At 69.4% G+C, this 13,706-nt stretch carries 14 protein-coding genes and 1 tRNA gene; 9 read left to right on the forward strand and 6 right to left on the reverse strand.

From position 1 onward, the window contains the following. The first annotated feature begins 84 nt into the window (after nt 1-84). Genes FHS98_RS07905 through FHS98_RS07915 form a run of 3 tightly spaced genes read left to right on the forward strand, consistent with a single transcriptional unit; the run spans nt 85 to nt 2,476 of the window. Nucleotides 85-945: an SMP-30/gluconolactonase/LRE family protein gene (locus tag FHS98_RS07905; RefSeq protein WP_167102571.1), complete on the forward strand. Its 861-nt coding sequence runs from the start codon at nt 85-87 to the stop codon at nt 943-945. Next, the gene (locus tag FHS98_RS07910; RefSeq protein ID WP_167102574.1) at nt 945-1,847 is read left to right on the forward strand and encodes a 2-dehydro-3-deoxygalactonokinase; all 903 of its coding nucleotides are present in this window, start codon (nt 945-947) and stop codon (nt 1,845-1,847) included. Before FHS98_RS07905 ends, FHS98_RS07910 begins: the two co-directional genes overlap by 1 nt. Further along, nucleotides 1,847-2,476 carry a 2-dehydro-3-deoxy-6-phosphogalactonate aldolase gene (locus FHS98_RS07915; RefSeq protein ID WP_167103049.1) on the forward strand — a complete coding sequence of 210 codons (630 nt, stop codon included), beginning with the start codon at nt 1,847-1,849 and terminating at the stop codon, nt 2,474-2,476. The genes FHS98_RS07910 and FHS98_RS07915 overlap by 1 nt, the downstream gene beginning before the upstream one ends. A 2-nt stretch (nt 2,477-2,478) precedes the next feature. Here the strand turns inward: FHS98_RS07915 and FHS98_RS07920 are convergent, their stop codons facing one another. Continuing rightward, nucleotides 2,479-2,760 (reverse strand): acylphosphatase, encoded by a 282-nt coding sequence (locus FHS98_RS07920; protein WP_167103052.1) that lies wholly within the window; start codon nt 2,758-2,760, stop codon nt 2,479-2,481. Between the two features lie 398 nt (nt 2,761-3,158). On the opposite strand from FHS98_RS07920, the gene FHS98_RS07925 reads away from it, so the two are divergent. The 3 genes from FHS98_RS07925 (at nt 3,159) to FHS98_RS07935 (ending at nt 7,980) form a co-directional block, all read left to right on the forward strand. Further along, the gene (locus tag FHS98_RS07925; RefSeq protein WP_208402112.1) at nt 3,159-5,795 is read left to right on the forward strand and encodes an Rne/Rng family ribonuclease; all 2,637 of its coding nucleotides are present in this window, start codon (nt 3,159-3,161) and stop codon (nt 5,793-5,795) included. A 95-nt stretch (nt 5,796-5,890) separates the two neighbouring features. Continuing rightward, nucleotides 5,891-7,270: a M48 family metalloprotease gene (locus tag FHS98_RS07930; RefSeq protein ID WP_167102577.1), complete on the forward strand. Its 1,380-nt coding sequence runs from the start codon at nt 5,891-5,893 to the stop codon at nt 7,268-7,270. Next, nucleotides 7,267-7,980, forward strand: coding sequence for a DsbA family protein (locus tag FHS98_RS07935; RefSeq protein WP_167102580.1), 714 nt, complete (start codon nt 7,267-7,269; stop codon nt 7,978-7,980). Before FHS98_RS07930 ends, FHS98_RS07935 begins: the two co-directional genes overlap by 4 nt. Here FHS98_RS07935 and FHS98_RS07940 read toward each other — a convergent pair. The 5 genes from FHS98_RS07940 to FHS98_RS07960 all read right to left on the reverse strand — a co-directional run bounded on the left by FHS98_RS07940 (nt 7,977) and on the right by FHS98_RS07960 (nt 10,613). Continuing rightward, on the reverse strand, nt 7,977-8,537 hold the full coding sequence (locus FHS98_RS07940) for a DNA-3-methyladenine glycosylase I (RefSeq protein ID WP_167102583.1): 561 nt from the start codon (nt 8,535-8,537) through the stop codon (nt 7,977-7,979). The genes FHS98_RS07935 and FHS98_RS07940 overlap by 4 nt on opposite strands. A 17-nt stretch (nt 8,538-8,554) precedes the next feature. Continuing rightward, nucleotides 8,555-9,511, reverse strand: coding sequence for a 2-hydroxyacid dehydrogenase (locus FHS98_RS07945; protein WP_341786041.1), 957 nt, complete (start codon nt 9,509-9,511; stop codon nt 8,555-8,557). Between the two features lie 14 nt (nt 9,512-9,525). Then, nucleotides 9,526-9,813, reverse strand: a complete 288-nt coding sequence (locus tag FHS98_RS07950; protein WP_167102590.1) for a 3TM-type holin — start codon at nt 9,811-9,813, stop codon at nt 9,526-9,528. Between the two features lies 1 nt (nt 9,814). Then, nucleotides 9,815-10,354, reverse strand: a complete 540-nt coding sequence (locus FHS98_RS07955; protein ID WP_167102592.1) for a glycoside hydrolase family 108 protein — start codon at nt 10,352-10,354, stop codon at nt 9,815-9,817. Between the two features lie 182 nt (nt 10,355-10,536). After that, nucleotides 10,537-10,613, reverse strand: a tRNA-Pro gene (locus tag FHS98_RS07960). A gap of 156 nt (nt 10,614-10,769) precedes the next feature. Between FHS98_RS07960 and yajC the strand changes: the two genes are divergently transcribed. Genes yajC through secF form a run of 3 tightly spaced genes read left to right on the forward strand, consistent with a single transcriptional unit; the run spans nt 10,770 to nt 13,705 of the window. Further along, nucleotides 10,770-11,105 carry a preprotein translocase subunit YajC gene (yajC, locus tag FHS98_RS07965; protein ID WP_167102595.1) on the forward strand — a complete coding sequence of 112 codons (336 nt, stop codon included), beginning with the start codon at nt 10,770-10,772 and terminating at the stop codon, nt 11,103-11,105. Nucleotides 11,106-11,121: 16 nt separating this feature from the next. Next, nucleotides 11,122-12,708, forward strand: a complete 1,587-nt coding sequence (gene secD / locus FHS98_RS07970; protein WP_167102598.1) for a protein translocase subunit SecD — start codon at nt 11,122-11,124, stop codon at nt 12,706-12,708. 13 nt (nt 12,709-12,721) lie between these two features. Beyond that, entirely contained in the window at nt 12,722-13,705 is a 984-nt protein-coding gene (gene secF, locus FHS98_RS07975; protein ID WP_167102601.1) for a protein translocase subunit SecF, read from the forward strand. The last annotated feature ends 1 nt before the right edge of the window (nt 13,706 follow it).

Raw genomic sequence — 13,706 nt, forward strand, 5'->3', positions numbered from 1 at the left:
GATCCGGTATCCCGGTCGGCGCTTGCGGCTTGTGTCGCCCATTTATATGATTATTGGACGATGTAAATCGGGATGAAGGAAGGGATGGCTGTGGAGTGCATCTGGCCGCTCGGCGCGACGCTGGGCGAAGGACCGCTGTGGGATGCGCGCTCGGGTGCGCTCTGGTTCGTCGACATCAAGCAGGGGCGGGTGCATCGCCACGATCCCGCGTCGGGCAAGCAGGATACGTTCGAGGTCGGCGGATCGCCGGGCTTCATCCTGCCGGCAGACGATGGCGGCTTCGTGCTGGGCAACGGCCATGTCCTCCAGCATTTCGACGGCACCCGCGTGACCGGCGAACTGGGCCGTGTCGAGATGGCCGCGAACAACCGCTTCAACGATGCCTCGGTTGATCCTTCGGGGCGGCTGTGGTTCGGCTCGATGGACAATGCCGAGGTCGATCTGAGCGGCGCCGTCCATGTCTATGACAAGGGCGCGATCCATGTCGCGGGCGGCGAGTGCTCCATCACCAACGGCCCCGCGATCAGCGGCGACGGGCGCTGGCTCCACCATGTCGATACGCTGGGCGGTCTGATCTGGCGCTTCGACATCTCGGCCGATCCGATGCTGCGCGATGGCGAGGTGTTCGCCCGCATCGACCCCAAGGACGGCTTCCCCGACGGCGTGACCATCGATTCCGAGGATCATGTCTGGCTGGGGCTCTGGAATGGCTGGTCGGCGCGGCGCTATGCGCCCGACGGCACGCTGGTGCAGGTGGTGGAGTTCCCCGTCGCCAACATCACCAAGCTCGCCTTCGGCGGGCCGGACCTCAAGACCGCTTACGCCACCACCGCGCGGATCGGCATCGACGAGGCGGGGCTGGAGAAGCAGCCGCTCGCGGGTGGCCTCTTCTCGTTCGAGGTCGATGTGCCGGGCGCACCTGTCACGCCGGTGAAGCTCGGCTGATGGCGATCCTCGGCGACTGGGGCACGACGCGGCTCCGCCTGTTCCGCATCGAGGAAGGGCGGATCGTGGACCGGCTCGCCGGCCCCGGCATCGGCCAGCTCAACGCCTCGCCGGCGGAGACTCTGGCGGCGACCGTCTCGCCGTGGCGTGCCGAGGCGGAGGCCTCGGGCGTGCTGCTCTGCGGCATGGCCGGCTCGCGCAACGGCGTGCTGGAGGTGCCCTATGCGGGCTGTCCGGCGGACGTGGCGGGCTGGGCGCGCTCGACCGCCTCGGTGGACGTCGGCGCGATCCGGGTGACGGTCGCGCCGGGCCTGAGCGGCGCGAACTTCGCCGGCCGCGCCGACGTGATGCGCGGCGAGGAGACGCAGATCTTCGGCGCGGCGCGGGTCGATCCGTCGCTCGGCGTCGGGCGGCATCTGCTGGTGCTTCCGGGCACGCACAGCAAATGGGCGGAGCTGGTCGACGGACGGGTGGAACGGTTCCACACCTTCTTCACCGGCGAGTTGTTCGGCCTGCTGCGCGACCATTCGACGCTCACCCGTGCCGGCACCGACCAGTCGGGCCGCGACGAGGGCTTCGCGGCGGGTCTGGAGCGCGCCGGCACCGGCCTGATCGCCAGCCTGTTCGAGGCGCGCGCGGCGCAGCTCACCGAGGGCAAGAGCCTCGGCTGGGCGCTGGGGTTGCTCTCGGGGCTGCTGATCGGCGGCGAGATCGCGGAAGGTCTGGCGCTGATCGGCGGCGTGCCGGAGCGGCTGGTGCTGGTCGGCGATCCGGGTCTCGGCGGCATCTACGCCAGGGCCGCCGCTGCGCGGAGCGTCGAGGTGACGATGCTGGACGGCGATGCCTGTGCGCTCGCCGGTCTGGCGGTTTTGGGCGAGCAGTTCGCCGCATTGGAGGCATGATGACCATCGACGATATCCTCGCGGCCGGCGCTCCCCCCGTCGTCGCGATCCTGCGCGGCGTGAAGCCCGATGAGGTGGTGGCGATCGGCGAGGCGCTGGTCGAGGCCGGCATCCGCCTGATCGAGGTGCCGCTCAATTCCCCCGAGCCGCTGGAGGGCATCCGTCGTCTCGTCGCGGCGGTGGGCGACCGCGCGCTGTGCGGAGCCGGCACCGTGCTGGAGCCCGAGGCGGTCGACGCGGTGAAGGCGGTGGGCGGCGTGCTGATCGTCACGCCCAACACCAACGCGGCGGTGATCGCGCGCGCGGTGTCGCTGGGCATGGAGCCGATGCCGGGCTTCGCGACGCCGACCGAGGCGTTCATCGCGGCGGCGGCGGGCGCGCGCCGGCTCAAGCTGTTCCCGGCGGTCGGCTATGGCACCGGCTATCTGAAGGCGATCCGCGAGGTGCTGCCCAAGGGCGTCGCGACCTGGGCGGTCGGCGGCACGGGCGCCGGCAATATCGGCGAGTGGCTGGAGGCCGGCTGCGAAGGCCTCGGTGTCGGTGGCGGCATCTACAAGGCGGGCGACAGCGCCGAGGTGGTGGGCGAGCGCGCCCGCGCCATCGTCGCGGCGTGGAAGGCGCTCGGCTGAGATCAGCCCGTGGGGCGGCGCTCGAAGCCCTGGATCGCTTCGGGCGCGCCCTCGCTTATGGCGACGCCATCGACCCGCGCCGACGCCGGCCCGCCCCGGCAGCGCGCGATGAACGCCTCCACGGCGCCGGCTTCGCCCATCGCCAGCGCCTCGACGCTGCCGTCCGGCCGGTTGCGCACCCAGCCCGAAACCCCGAGCGACGTCGCCGTCCGCACCGTCCAGTCGCGATAGCAGACGCCCTGCACGCGGCCGTGGATGGCGAGGTGGCGGGCGATGATCGGCATGGCGGGCGTCTCCTGATCCGCGCGGGCGGGCCGCTTGCCGTGCGCCCACGCAGATGCTAGCACTCCAGACGGGTGTCGCGCGAGCGGCCGGCTTCGATGAAGGCGATCGCCCCGTGCCCCCAGCCCGGCGCCGTTCCGGCGGCCGGCACCTTAGGTTGACGTCACAATGTCGCATATCCTTTTCCGCACAGACCGCATCCGAATGGATGCAGGCGTGCGGATGGGGCGCCCGGCCGAAATGGCCCGGTACGCGAAGACGCCGGCCTGCCTTGCACCTGTTTTCATCTCCATGGCCCCCAGGCGCGTTGCGCCGGCCGGGCCATGTTTTCTTTCGCTTTCAAGCATATCGGCGCACCCGCTGCCCCAACGCGGCGGCCGGCGCGCCCGGAGAATCATAAATGACGATGCGCATGCTGATCGACGCGCGCCACCCCGAAGAGACGCGGGTCGCGGTCGCCAAGGGTAACAGGATCGAAGAGTTCGATTTCGAATCCGCCGAACGCAAGCAGCTCAAGGGCAATATCTATCTTGCCAAGGTGACGCGCGTGGAGCCGTCGCTCCAGGCCGCGTTCGTGGAGTTCGGCGGCAACCGCCACGGCTTCCTGGCCTTCTCGGAAATCCACCCGGATTATTACCAGATCCCCAAGGAGGATCGCGACGCGCTGCTGGCCGAGGAGGCCGAGGAGGCGCTGGCGCTGTCGGGCGATCATGACGACGATTACGACGATCATGAGGATCAGGCCCACGACATCGACACCGCGTCGATCGAGCGGCTCGACACCGATGGCGGCCACGAAACGCTCGACGCCGCCGAGGATCATCCCCATGAGGATGGCGACGAGGCGAAGCCCGCGCCGTCGCGTTCGGCCGGTCGCGGCGGGGATGGCGATCATGTCGAGGCGCTGCGCCGCAGCCGCCAGAACCTGCGCCGCCGCTACAAGATCCAGGACGTCATCCGCCGCCGTCAGGTGCTGCTGGTGCAGGTCGTCAAGGAAGAGCGCGGCAACAAGGGCGCGGCGCTGACCACCTATCTGTCGCTCGCCGGCCGTTACTGCGTGCTGATGCCCAACACCTCGCACGGCGGCGGCATCAGCCGGAAGATCTCGAACGTCGCCGACCGCAAGCGCCTGAAGTCGATCATGGCGGAGATGAAGCTCCCCAAGACGATGGGCTGCATCGTCCGCACCGCGGGCCTGTCGCGCACCAAGGTCGAGATCAAGCGCGACTTCGACTATCTGGCCCGCCTGTGGGACGGCATCCGCGAGGCGACGCTGTCCTCGTCGGCGCCGGCGCTGATCTACGAGGATTCGAACCTCGTGAAACGCGCGATCCGCGACATCTACACCCGCGAGATCGACGAGGTGATCGTCGAGGGCGAGACCGGATATCGCGCGGCCCGCGAATATATGAAGCTGCTGATGCCCAGCCACGCGAAGAAGATCCGGCCCTATGTGGACCCGGTTCCGCTCTTCCAGCGCTTCGGCGTCGAGGATCAGCTCACCGCGATGTACCAGCCGGTCGTGCAGTTGAAGTCCGGCGGCTATCTGGTCATCAACCCGACCGAGGCGCTGGTCTCGATCGACATCAACTCGGGCCGTTCCACCCGCGAGCACAATATCGAGCAGACCGCGACCGCGACCAACCTCGAGGCCGCGCACGAGATCGCCCGCCAGCTCCGCCTGCGCGACATGGCCGGCCTCGTCGTCATCGACTTCATCGACATGGAGAACGGATCGAACATCCGTAAGGTCGAGAAGGCGATGAAGGAGGCGCTGAAGAACGATCGCGCCCGCATCCAGGTCGGCCGCATCTCGTCCTTCGGCCTGATGGAGATGAGTCGCCAGCGCCTGCGCACCGGCGTGCTGGAGGCCTCCACCCGCATCTGCCCGCATTGCGAGGGTACCGGCTTCGTGCGCACCGCCTCGTCGGCGGGCCTGTCGGCGCTGCGCTTGCTCGAAGAGGCCGCCGCGCGCGGTCGCGGCACCCAGCTCACGCTGCGCGCCAGCCGCGAGGCGACGATCTACGTCCTCAACCGCAAGCGCGCCGAGATCATGGAGATCGAGGAGCGTTACGGCGTCGAGATCGACGTGATGCCCGATCATCATGACGAGGGCGCGCGCATGACGGTGGACATCTCCGGCCCGCCGCCGGCGCAGATGCCGAAGCTGGCGCCGCTGCCCGAGCCCGAGCCCGACGACTTCCTCGACGATATCGAGGATGAAGAGGAGGAGATCGAGGCCGAGGCCGAGGCGGAGGAAGATGCCGCCGATCGCGGCGAGCGCGCCGAGGGCGAGGGCCGCGAAGGGGGTCGCCGCCGCCGTCGCCGCCGCCGCCGTGGCGGTCGCCGCGAGGATGGCCAGCCGGAGAACGGCGCCGAGGCCGAGCATGACGAGGAAGCCGGCGCCGAGGACGACGCTGCCGAGGCGGTCGAGCCGTCCGCCGAAGCCGAGGCCGAGGCGCATCGCGAAGGCGGCCGTCGCCGTCGTCGCGGCCGTCGCGGCGGTCGCCGTCGCGAGGGTGGCGAGGCGCTCATCATCGACGCCGGCGATGTCGGCCAGGCCGCGACCGACGTGGCCGATGTGGCGCCCGAGGTGTTGACCCAGGCCGAGCCTGTCGAGGCGACGCCGGTGAGCGCGCCGGAGCCGGCCGCCGCCGAAGCCGAGGCCAAGCCGAAGAGCCGCCGCCGTCCGCGCGCCCGTGCGGCGGAGGAAGCGCCTGCGGTCGCTCCGGCCGAGCCGGTGGTCGAGGCCGCCGAGGAGGCCCCTGCGCCGAAGAAGCGTCGTGCCCCGCGCAAGAAGGCCGAAGCCGCCGAAGCCGCGCCGGAACCGGCCGTCGCCGAGGAAGCGCCCGCGCCCGCGCCCGCGCCCGCGCCGAAGCCGCGCCGCACCCGCAAGAAGGCGACGCCCGCCGCCGAAGCCCCCGTGGCCGAGGAGGCCGCTCCGGCCGAGCCCGCCAATGACGAGGCGGCGCAGGCGGACGGTGGCGACGACGGCGCGCCGCGTCGCGGCTGGTGGCAGCGCACCTTCGGCAACTGAGCCGAACGGACGTGAGCGGCCATGCCGTCTCCCCGTCGCGCACCCGATGGACCCGCTTTCAGCGCGGGTTCAGCGGGGCGGGCCGAGGAGGGGGCATGGCCGCGGCACTTTTCCGCCTGATCCGATTCTGGGCGCTGCTGCTGCTCACCGTCACGGTGGCGGCGCAGCCGGTGCTGGCTGAGGCCGCGCCGCAGATCCTGCGCGACACCGAGACGGAGACCTTCCTCAAGGATATCTCCGAGCCGCTGGCGAAATCGGCGGGCCTCGCGCCCGGCGCGCTCCAGATCGTGCTGATCCAGGATCCCGAGATCAACGCCTTCGTGGCGGGCGGGCAGATCATCTACATCCAGTCCGGCCTGATCGAGGCGGCGGACAACGCCAATGAGATCGAGGGCGTGATCGCCCACGAACTCGGCCATATCGAAGGCGGCCATATCGTCCGCAACGACGAGGGCGCGCGCCCGGCCGGCCGGATCGCGCTGCTCTCGCTGCTCGCCGGCATCGCGGCGGCGGCGGCCGGCGCGCCGGGCGCGGGCGTGGCGCTGCTGGGCGCGGGCACGACGGTCGCGCAGAGCAATTATCTCGCCTTCAGCCGCGGGCAGGAGGGTAGCGCCGACGCCTCGGCGGTGCGGCATCTCAACGAGGCGCATCTTTCCGGCAAGGGCATGATCTCGTTCTTCGGCAAGCTGCGGCAGGAGGAATATCGCCTGTCGTCGAGCTACGCCGACACCGATCCCTACGCCCAGACCCACCCGATGACCGCCGACCGCCAGGCCGCGCTGGAGGCGGACCTCAAAAAGTCGCCCTGGTGGAACACGCCGATCGATCCGGCCAAGCAGGCGCGCTTCCTGCGCATCAAGGCCAAGCTCGCGGGCTATGTGCAGGATCCCGACGTGACTCTGCGCAAGTTCCCGGAGAGCGACCAGTCGGTGCCCGCGCATTATGCCCGCGCCTATGCGTGGCACCGCGCGGCCTATCCCGATCGCGCCGACATGGAGGCGGATGCGCTGCTCCGCACGGCGCCGCTCGATCCCTATTTCAACGAGCTCAAGGGCCAGATCCTGCTGGAGAACGGCCATCCGAAGGAGGCGCTCGCGCCGCTGCGCGTCGCGGTGGCGCAGTCTGGCAGCGCGCCGCTCATCTCGGCGCTGCTCGGCCATGCGCTGCTCGCCACCGACGATCCGAAGAATTTCGCCGAGGCCGAGAAGGTGCTCAGGCTCTCGGTCGCCAAGGATCGGGAAGATCCGCTCGCCTGGTATGCGCTCGGCACCGTCTACGCGCAGCGCGGCGACGAGGCCCATGCCGCGCTCGCGACGGCCGAGCGCTATGCCATGGACGGCAACGACACGCTCGCGCGGTCCAATGCGGAGACCGCGCTGCGCGGCATCAAGCAGGGCACGCCCGACTATCTGCGCGCCGAGGACATCGCGGTGACCGCGCGCAACAATCTGGACAGCAGGACGCGACACAAATGAACTGGAAGAATATCGCCGGCGGCGGCGCGGCGGCGGCGGTGGGCGCGATCGCGGCGGTGGCGGCGATGCACGGGCTCGATCTGCGCAAGGCGCCCGATCGGGGGGCCTATATCCGCACCTATCTGCTCGAACATCCCGAGGTGATCCCCGAGGCGATGGAGCGCTTGCAGGACAAGCAGACCGCCAGCCTGATCGCCGCGCATCGCGGCGCGATCGAGACGCCCTTCCCCGGCGCGGTGGCGGGCAACCCGAAGGGCGACGTCACGCTGGTCGAATATTTCGACTACGCCTGCGGCTATTGCCGGGCGAGCGTGGCGGACGTGGACAGGCTGATCGCGGCCGATTCCAACATCCGGGTGGTCTACAAGGAGCTGCCGATCCTCTCGGCCTATAGCGATCGCGCGGCGCGGATGAGCCTCGTCGCGGCGCAGGCGGGCAAGTTCTCCGCCTATCACCATGCGCTCTACGGCGAGGGCGCGCTCGACGACGCCAAGATCGACCGCGCGGCGAAGAGCGTCGGCCTCGATGCCAAGGCCGCCGACAGCCCCGCGATCGCCCGCGAGATCGAAACCAATCTGGACCTCGCGCGCAGCCTCCGTCTGTCCGGCACGCCCACCTTCGTGGTCGGCGACACGATGCTCAACGGCGCGGTCGGCTATGACGGGCTGAAGGACGCGATCGCGAGGACGCGGGCGGCGCGCAAGGCCTAGACGGCTTCGCGCCGGAAGCAGTGGGCGGCATGGTCGTTGACGATGCCGGTCGCCTGCATCCACGCATAGACGATCGTCGGCCCGACGAACTTGAAGCCGCGCGCCTTGAGCGCCTTCGAGACCGTCTCGGAAAGCGCGGTCTTCGCGGGCAGCACATGACCGTCGCCCACGAGCGGCTTGCCGCCGGTGAAGGACCAGCAGAAGCCTGAGAAATCCTCGCCCTTGTCGCGCATCGCCAGGAAGGCGCGGGCGCCGCCGATGGTCGCCTCGATCTTGGCGCGCGAACGGATGATGCCGGCGTCGCCGAGCAGCCGCACGATGTCGTCCTCGCCGAAGCGGGCCACGGCCTCGGGATCGAAGCCGGCGAAGCCCGCGCGGAACGCCTCGCGCTTGCGCAGCACGGTGATCCACGCGAGCCCCGCCTGAAACCCGTCGAGCATCAGCTTTTCCCACAGCGCGCGCGAATCGCGCTCGGGCACGCCCCATTCGGTGTCGTGATAGGCGCGCATCTGCGGATCGTTCCCGGCCCAGGCGCAGCGCGGATGGTCGTGGGTCATGAGAATTCCTTCCAAGGTCAGGCGGCGGGCGTCCTGAGCGGCTCGCCCGCGAAGAAGGCGGCGAGGTTGGCGAACAGCATCGCCACCATGCGCTGCACGGCGTCCTGCGTGGAGCCGGCGGTGTGGGGGGTGAAGACGGTGTTGGGCACGCCGGCCCAGCGCGCCGCGGGTGTCGGCTCGGTCTCGAACACGTCGAGCGCGCCGCCGCCGAGGCGGCCATCCTTCAGCGCCGCGATCAGCGCATCCTCGTCGACGAGGCTCCCGCGCGCGACGTTGACCAGCAGGCCCTCCGGCCCCAGCGCCTCGATCACCTCGGCCGAGATCAGCCGGGCATTGCCCGCATGGGCGCGCGCCGCGACGACGAGGATCTCGCTCTCCCGCGCGAGCGCGACGAGGCTCTCCGCGCGGGGCCATGGCGCGTCGGGCTTGGGGTTCGGCCCCCACCAGCCGATCCGCATCCGCATCGCCTCCGCCCGCCGCGCGACGGCCGCGCCGATGTCGCCCAAACCGACGACGCCCAGCGTCGCGCCGGCGAGCGAGCGGGTGAAGGCGCGCTGGTGCGGGTTCCACGTCCCGTCGCGCACCGTCCGGTCGCCGGCGACGATCTGGCGGCGGTGGCCGAGGATCAGCCCGATCGCATGATCCGCCACATCCTCGTCATTGGCGCCGGGCGCATGGGTGACGGCGAGGCCCCGCGCCCTGGCCCAGCCCACGTCGATGCCGTCATAGCCGACCGTGAAGCAGGCGATCAGGCCGAGCTTCGGCATCCGCTCGACCAGCGCGGTGTCGAGCGGCGTCTCCCCGATCACCACCAGCGCGCGCGCCTCGGCGATGCGGGCATGGCTCTTCTCCTCCCAGAGCGGCAGCACGTCATACTGCGCCGACAGCAGGGGAAGGACGCGCGCCAGCACCGGGGCGGCGACGAGGATGACGGGCTTGCCGGGCGAAGGGGACGGAGTCGACGAAGTTGACACGCAGGAAGCCTTTCTCATTTCTCCGCGCCCACGGCCTTCCCCCATGTCCGCGCCACGGTGTAGCCGAGATAGCCGGTTCCGAAGAGGGCATAGAGCGGTTCGGGGATGGCGGCGAGATAGGCCGCGATCGCGCGCGTCATCAGGGCGGCGACATCCGGCCGGGCGGCGGCGATCCCCGCCATCGGGAAGGCGCCGAGCAGCAGCGCGTACATCACATAGAGGAAGGCGGGCCGCGCGCGGCTGGTGAAGCGGTCGGCGGACTGCTCCTCGGCGAGCAGCGGGGCGGGGGGCAGGCTCGCCATCTCAGCCGACCCGGTTGGCGAGCCAGCCGTAGAGGAAGGCCTCGTCGGCGGGCCGCGTCTCGGCGAGCGCGATGTAGCGCGCGCCCTGAAGCGCATCGAGCGCCTTCACCAGCACCGTCCCGGCGGCTGGCCCACGCGTGCGGAGAAAGGCTTTCAGCGCGGCGAGCGTGGCGGCGTCGACCGCGCCTGAGGCGGGGATGTCGGCATAGTCCGCGCCGTTGCGGTTGAGCGCGTTGAGCGCCCGGCGGAGGAAAGCGGCGGCGGTGCCGGTGCCCATGTTGACGCCGGTGTCGAACAGCTCGGCCGCGACCGTGGGGCAGAGATCGGCGATCCGGTCGAGCCCGGGCTTCGTCCAGTAATCGGCGCGGTAGATGGCGACGGCGCTGTCGCGGGGGAGCTTCGCCATGTCGCCCTTGTAGCCATGCGCGCGGGCGACGGCCTCGCTGATCCCGAAGCGAGTCGGCCCGCCCTTGTCGGCGGGCCGCGCGCTGTAGCCGCCCTCGCGCTGGATCAGCTCGTCGATGAGATTGCTGGCGTCCATGAACCTGCTCCTCGAAGATGGAGCCGATTCATATAACCAGATCGGTTCGTGTAGGAAAATGAATTTTGCGCGGACGTGCGCGATGCCCCGCAAAATGGAGGCATTGCGGGTGCGAATCGGGAACGGGAAAAGGATCGCGAACAGGCGATCGTGAAAGAGACTGGGGTCCGGTGAGGGAAGGATGGTCGGGGCGACAGGATTCGAACCTGCGACCCCCAGACCCCCAGTCTGATGCGCTACCAGGCTGCGCTACGCCCCGACCTAGGCGGCGGCCATTAGGCGACCGTCACGCGCTTGGCAAGCGGGCAAAACAGCCGCGCCTTGCATGGGGCGGCAGCGGCATGGTAGGCGCCCGCCCTCCACATGGGCTGCTTTTCACATCCGAACGAGCGCCCCAGCCAGGCCGAACCGAACGATGTTCTCGTCCCCAGCTTATGCCCAGACTATAGGCTCCGCGCCCGGCGCGACCGGTTTTGCGGCCTATTCCGGTTTCATCCCCATCGTCCTGATGGTGGTGATCTTCTATTTCCTGCTCATCCGCCCGCAGCAGGCCCGCGCCAAGCAGCACAAGGCGATGATCGAAGGCGCCAAGAAGGGCGACGTCGTCATCACCGGCGGCGGCCTGGTCGGTCGCGTCATCAAGGTCGATGGTGACGAGGTCGAGGTCGAACTCGCGCCCAGCGTCCGCGTCCGCGCGATCAAGTCCACGCTCACCGAGGTGCGCGGGACGACCAAGCCCGCGAACGATTGAGGGGGCTGAGGGGGCCATGCTCGATTTCCCGCGCTGGAAGATCGCCTCGATCATCGGGGTGCTGCTGATCGGCATCCTGCTCGCCGTGCCGAGCCTGATGCCCGAGACGACGGCGAAGCAACTGGGGCTCGGCTTCGCGCCGCGCATCAATCTCGGCCTCGATCTGGCCGGCGGCAGCCATATCCTGCTCGAAGCGGATACGGCCGACGTCGCCAAGACGCGCCTTGCCGCGATGGAGGATACGATCCGCGGCGAGATGCGGCGGATGAGCCCGCAGATCGCGATCGGGGATATCTCGACGGCCAATGGCGCGCTCAGTTTCTTCGTGCGCGATCCCGCGCAGGTCGACGCGGCGGTGGAGAAGATCCGCACACTGACCGCGCCGGTGGGCTCCACCGGCCAGCGCGACTGGGACGTGCGCGTGGTCGATTCGACCCGCATCGTGATGACGCCGACCAAGGGCGGCATCGACCAGTTCGTCAATCAGGCGATGGAGGGCGCGACCGATATCGTCCGCAAGCGCATCGACGCGCTCGGCACCAAGGAGCCGACGATCGCGCGCCAGGGCGCCGACCGCATCCTCGTCGAGGTGCCCGGCGTCGGCGATCCGACCCAGTTGAAGGCGCTGATCGGCAAGACCGCCAAGCTGGAGTTCAAGCTGGTCGACACGCAGGCCGATCCGGCCAAGGTGGCAGCCGGACAGGCGCCGGTGGGCGATCAGATCCTGCATTATGAGAATGGCGCGCCGATCGCGGTCGTGCGTCAGGCGATCATCACCGGCGCGGACCTGAAGACCGCCAAGCAGGATTACGACCAGAACAACGAGGCCGTCGTCGCGATCGGCTTCAACAGCCGCGGCGCGCGCTCCTTCGCGGAGACGACCCAGCAGAATGTCGGCAAGCCCTTCGCGATCATCCTCGACAATGTCGTGCTGTCGGCGCCGCGCATCAACGAGCCGATCCTCGGCGGATCGGCGTCGATCTCGGGCAGCTTCACGGTGCAGTCGGCGCAGGCGCTGGCGATCTCGCTCCAGTCGGGCTCGCTGCCGATCGCGCTGAAGACGGTGGAGGAGCGCACCGTGCTCGCCTCGCTCGGCGCGGATTCGATCCATGCCGGCGTGATCGCCTCGGCGATCGCGGTGGTCGGCGTGGTGATCTTCATGTTCGTCACCTATGGCCGTTTCGGCGTCTATGCGAACCTCGCGGTCATCATCAACGTGCTGGTGATCCTCGGCGGCATGGCGCTGCTGAATGCGACGCTGACGCTGCCGGGCATCGCGGGCTTCGTGCTGACGATCGGCACCGCGGTCGACGCCAACGTGCTCATCAATGAGCGTATCCGGGAGGAGCGCCGGCGCGGGCGCAACGTCATCCAGGCGGTGGAGCTGGGCTATAGCGAGGCCAGCCGCACCATCTTCGAGGCGAACGTGACGCACGCCATCTCCGGGCTCATCATGCTCATCCTGGGCTCCGGTCCGGTGAAGGGTTTCGCCGTGGTGCTGCTGCTCGGCATCGCGACGTCGGTGTTCACCGCCGTGATCTTCACGCGGATGATGGTCGCGATCTGGCTCCGCCGGGCGCGTCCGCAAGCCATTCATATCTGAGGCGACCCACATCATGCGCCTGCTCAAGATCGTTCCCGACAACACCAATATCGGCTTCGTGAAGCTGCGCGGCTGGGCCTTCGGGCTCACCCTGCTGCTCACCATCGCGGCCGGCGTGCTGGTCGGCGTGCGCGGCCTCAACTTCGGCGTCGACTTCGTCGGCGGCGTCTCGATCGAAACCAAGTTCGACGGCGCCGCGCCGCTCGGCGGGATGCGCCACATCGTCGATAATCTCGGCGTCGGCCAGGCCCAGCTCCAGCCCTTCGGCGACGGCACCACCGTCGACATCCGCCTGCCGGTGCCGCACTCGACCGACGAGGGCGCCACCAACGCGATGGTCGCCAAGGTGGAGGCGGCGCTCAAGGCCCAATATCCGAGCGTCCGCTTCAATCAGGTGCAGACCGTCTCGGGCAAGGTTTCGGGCGAGCTGGTCCAGAAGGGCGTGCTGGCGGTGGTGGTGGCGATCACCTGCATCGCGCTGTTCGGCATCGTCCGCTTCGAATGGCAGTTCGGCGTGGCGACCTTCGTGTCGATCTTTCACGACGTGCTGATGACGCTGGGCTTCTTCGCGCTGACCCAGTTGGAGTTCGACCTCAACATCATCGCGGCGGTGCTGACGATCATCGGCTACTCGATCAACGACAAGATCGTGATCGACGATCGTATCCGCGAGAATATGCGGAAATACCGCCAGATGCCGCTCGGCGAGCTGATCGACCTCTCGGTCAACGAGACGCTGCCGCGCACCGTGATGACCTCGCTGACGATCATCCTCGCGCTCGCCTCGCTGCTGCTGTTCGGCGGCGAAGTGCTGCGCGGCTTCACGGCGGCGATGATCCTGGGCGTCGTGGTCGGCACCTATTCGTCGATCTATGTTTCGTCCTCGCTGTTGATCTCGCTCGGCCTCGACAAGTCCCGCTTCCGGCAGATGGCGGCGGCGACCGACAAGAAGAAGGCGGGCCGCGACCGCGCCGAGCGGATCGCGCCGAAGCCCTGAC

It is taken from the genome of Sphingomonas oligoaromativorans (assembly GCF_011762195.1).
Taxonomy (GTDB): Bacteria; Pseudomonadota; Alphaproteobacteria; order Sphingomonadales; family Sphingomonadaceae; genus Solisphingomonas; species Solisphingomonas oligoaromativorans.

What these genes read in the sequence shown, in the direction of transcription:
- FHS98_RS07905 (WP_167102571.1), top strand. Translation starts at nt 85, where the DNA reads ATGGCTGTGGAGTGCATCTGGCCGCTCGGCGCGACGCTGGGCGAAGGA.
- FHS98_RS07910 (WP_167102574.1), top strand. Translation starts at nt 945, where the DNA reads ATGGCGATCCTCGGCGACTGGGGCACGACGCGGCTCCGCCTGTTCCGC.
- FHS98_RS07915 (WP_167103049.1), top strand. Translation starts at nt 1,847, where the DNA reads ATGACCATCGACGATATCCTCGCGGCCGGCGCTCCCCCCGTCGTCGCG.
- FHS98_RS07920 (WP_167103052.1), bottom strand. Translation starts at nt 2,760, where the DNA reads ATGCCGATCATCGCCCGCCACCTCGCCATCCACGGCCGCGTGCAGGGC.
- FHS98_RS07925 (WP_208402112.1), top strand. Translation starts at nt 3,159, where the DNA reads ATGACGATGCGCATGCTGATCGACGCGCGCCACCCCGAAGAGACGCGG.
- FHS98_RS07930 (WP_167102577.1), top strand. Translation starts at nt 5,891, where the DNA reads ATGGCCGCGGCACTTTTCCGCCTGATCCGATTCTGGGCGCTGCTGCTG.
- FHS98_RS07935 (WP_167102580.1), top strand. Translation starts at nt 7,267, where the DNA reads ATGAACTGGAAGAATATCGCCGGCGGCGGCGCGGCGGCGGCGGTGGGC.
- FHS98_RS07940 (WP_167102583.1), bottom strand. Translation starts at nt 8,537, where the DNA reads ATGACCCACGACCATCCGCGCTGCGCCTGGGCCGGGAACGATCCGCAG.
- FHS98_RS07950 (WP_167102590.1), bottom strand. Translation starts at nt 9,813, where the DNA reads ATGGCGAGCCTGCCCCCCGCCCCGCTGCTCGCCGAGGAGCAGTCCGCC.
- FHS98_RS07955 (WP_167102592.1), bottom strand. Translation starts at nt 10,354, where the DNA reads ATGGACGCCAGCAATCTCATCGACGAGCTGATCCAGCGCGAGGGCGGC.
- yajC (WP_167102595.1), top strand. Translation starts at nt 10,770, where the DNA reads ATGTTCTCGTCCCCAGCTTATGCCCAGACTATAGGCTCCGCGCCCGGC.
- secD (WP_167102598.1), top strand. Translation starts at nt 11,122, where the DNA reads ATGCTCGATTTCCCGCGCTGGAAGATCGCCTCGATCATCGGGGTGCTG.
- secF (WP_167102601.1), top strand. Translation starts at nt 12,722, where the DNA reads ATGCGCCTGCTCAAGATCGTTCCCGACAACACCAATATCGGCTTCGTG.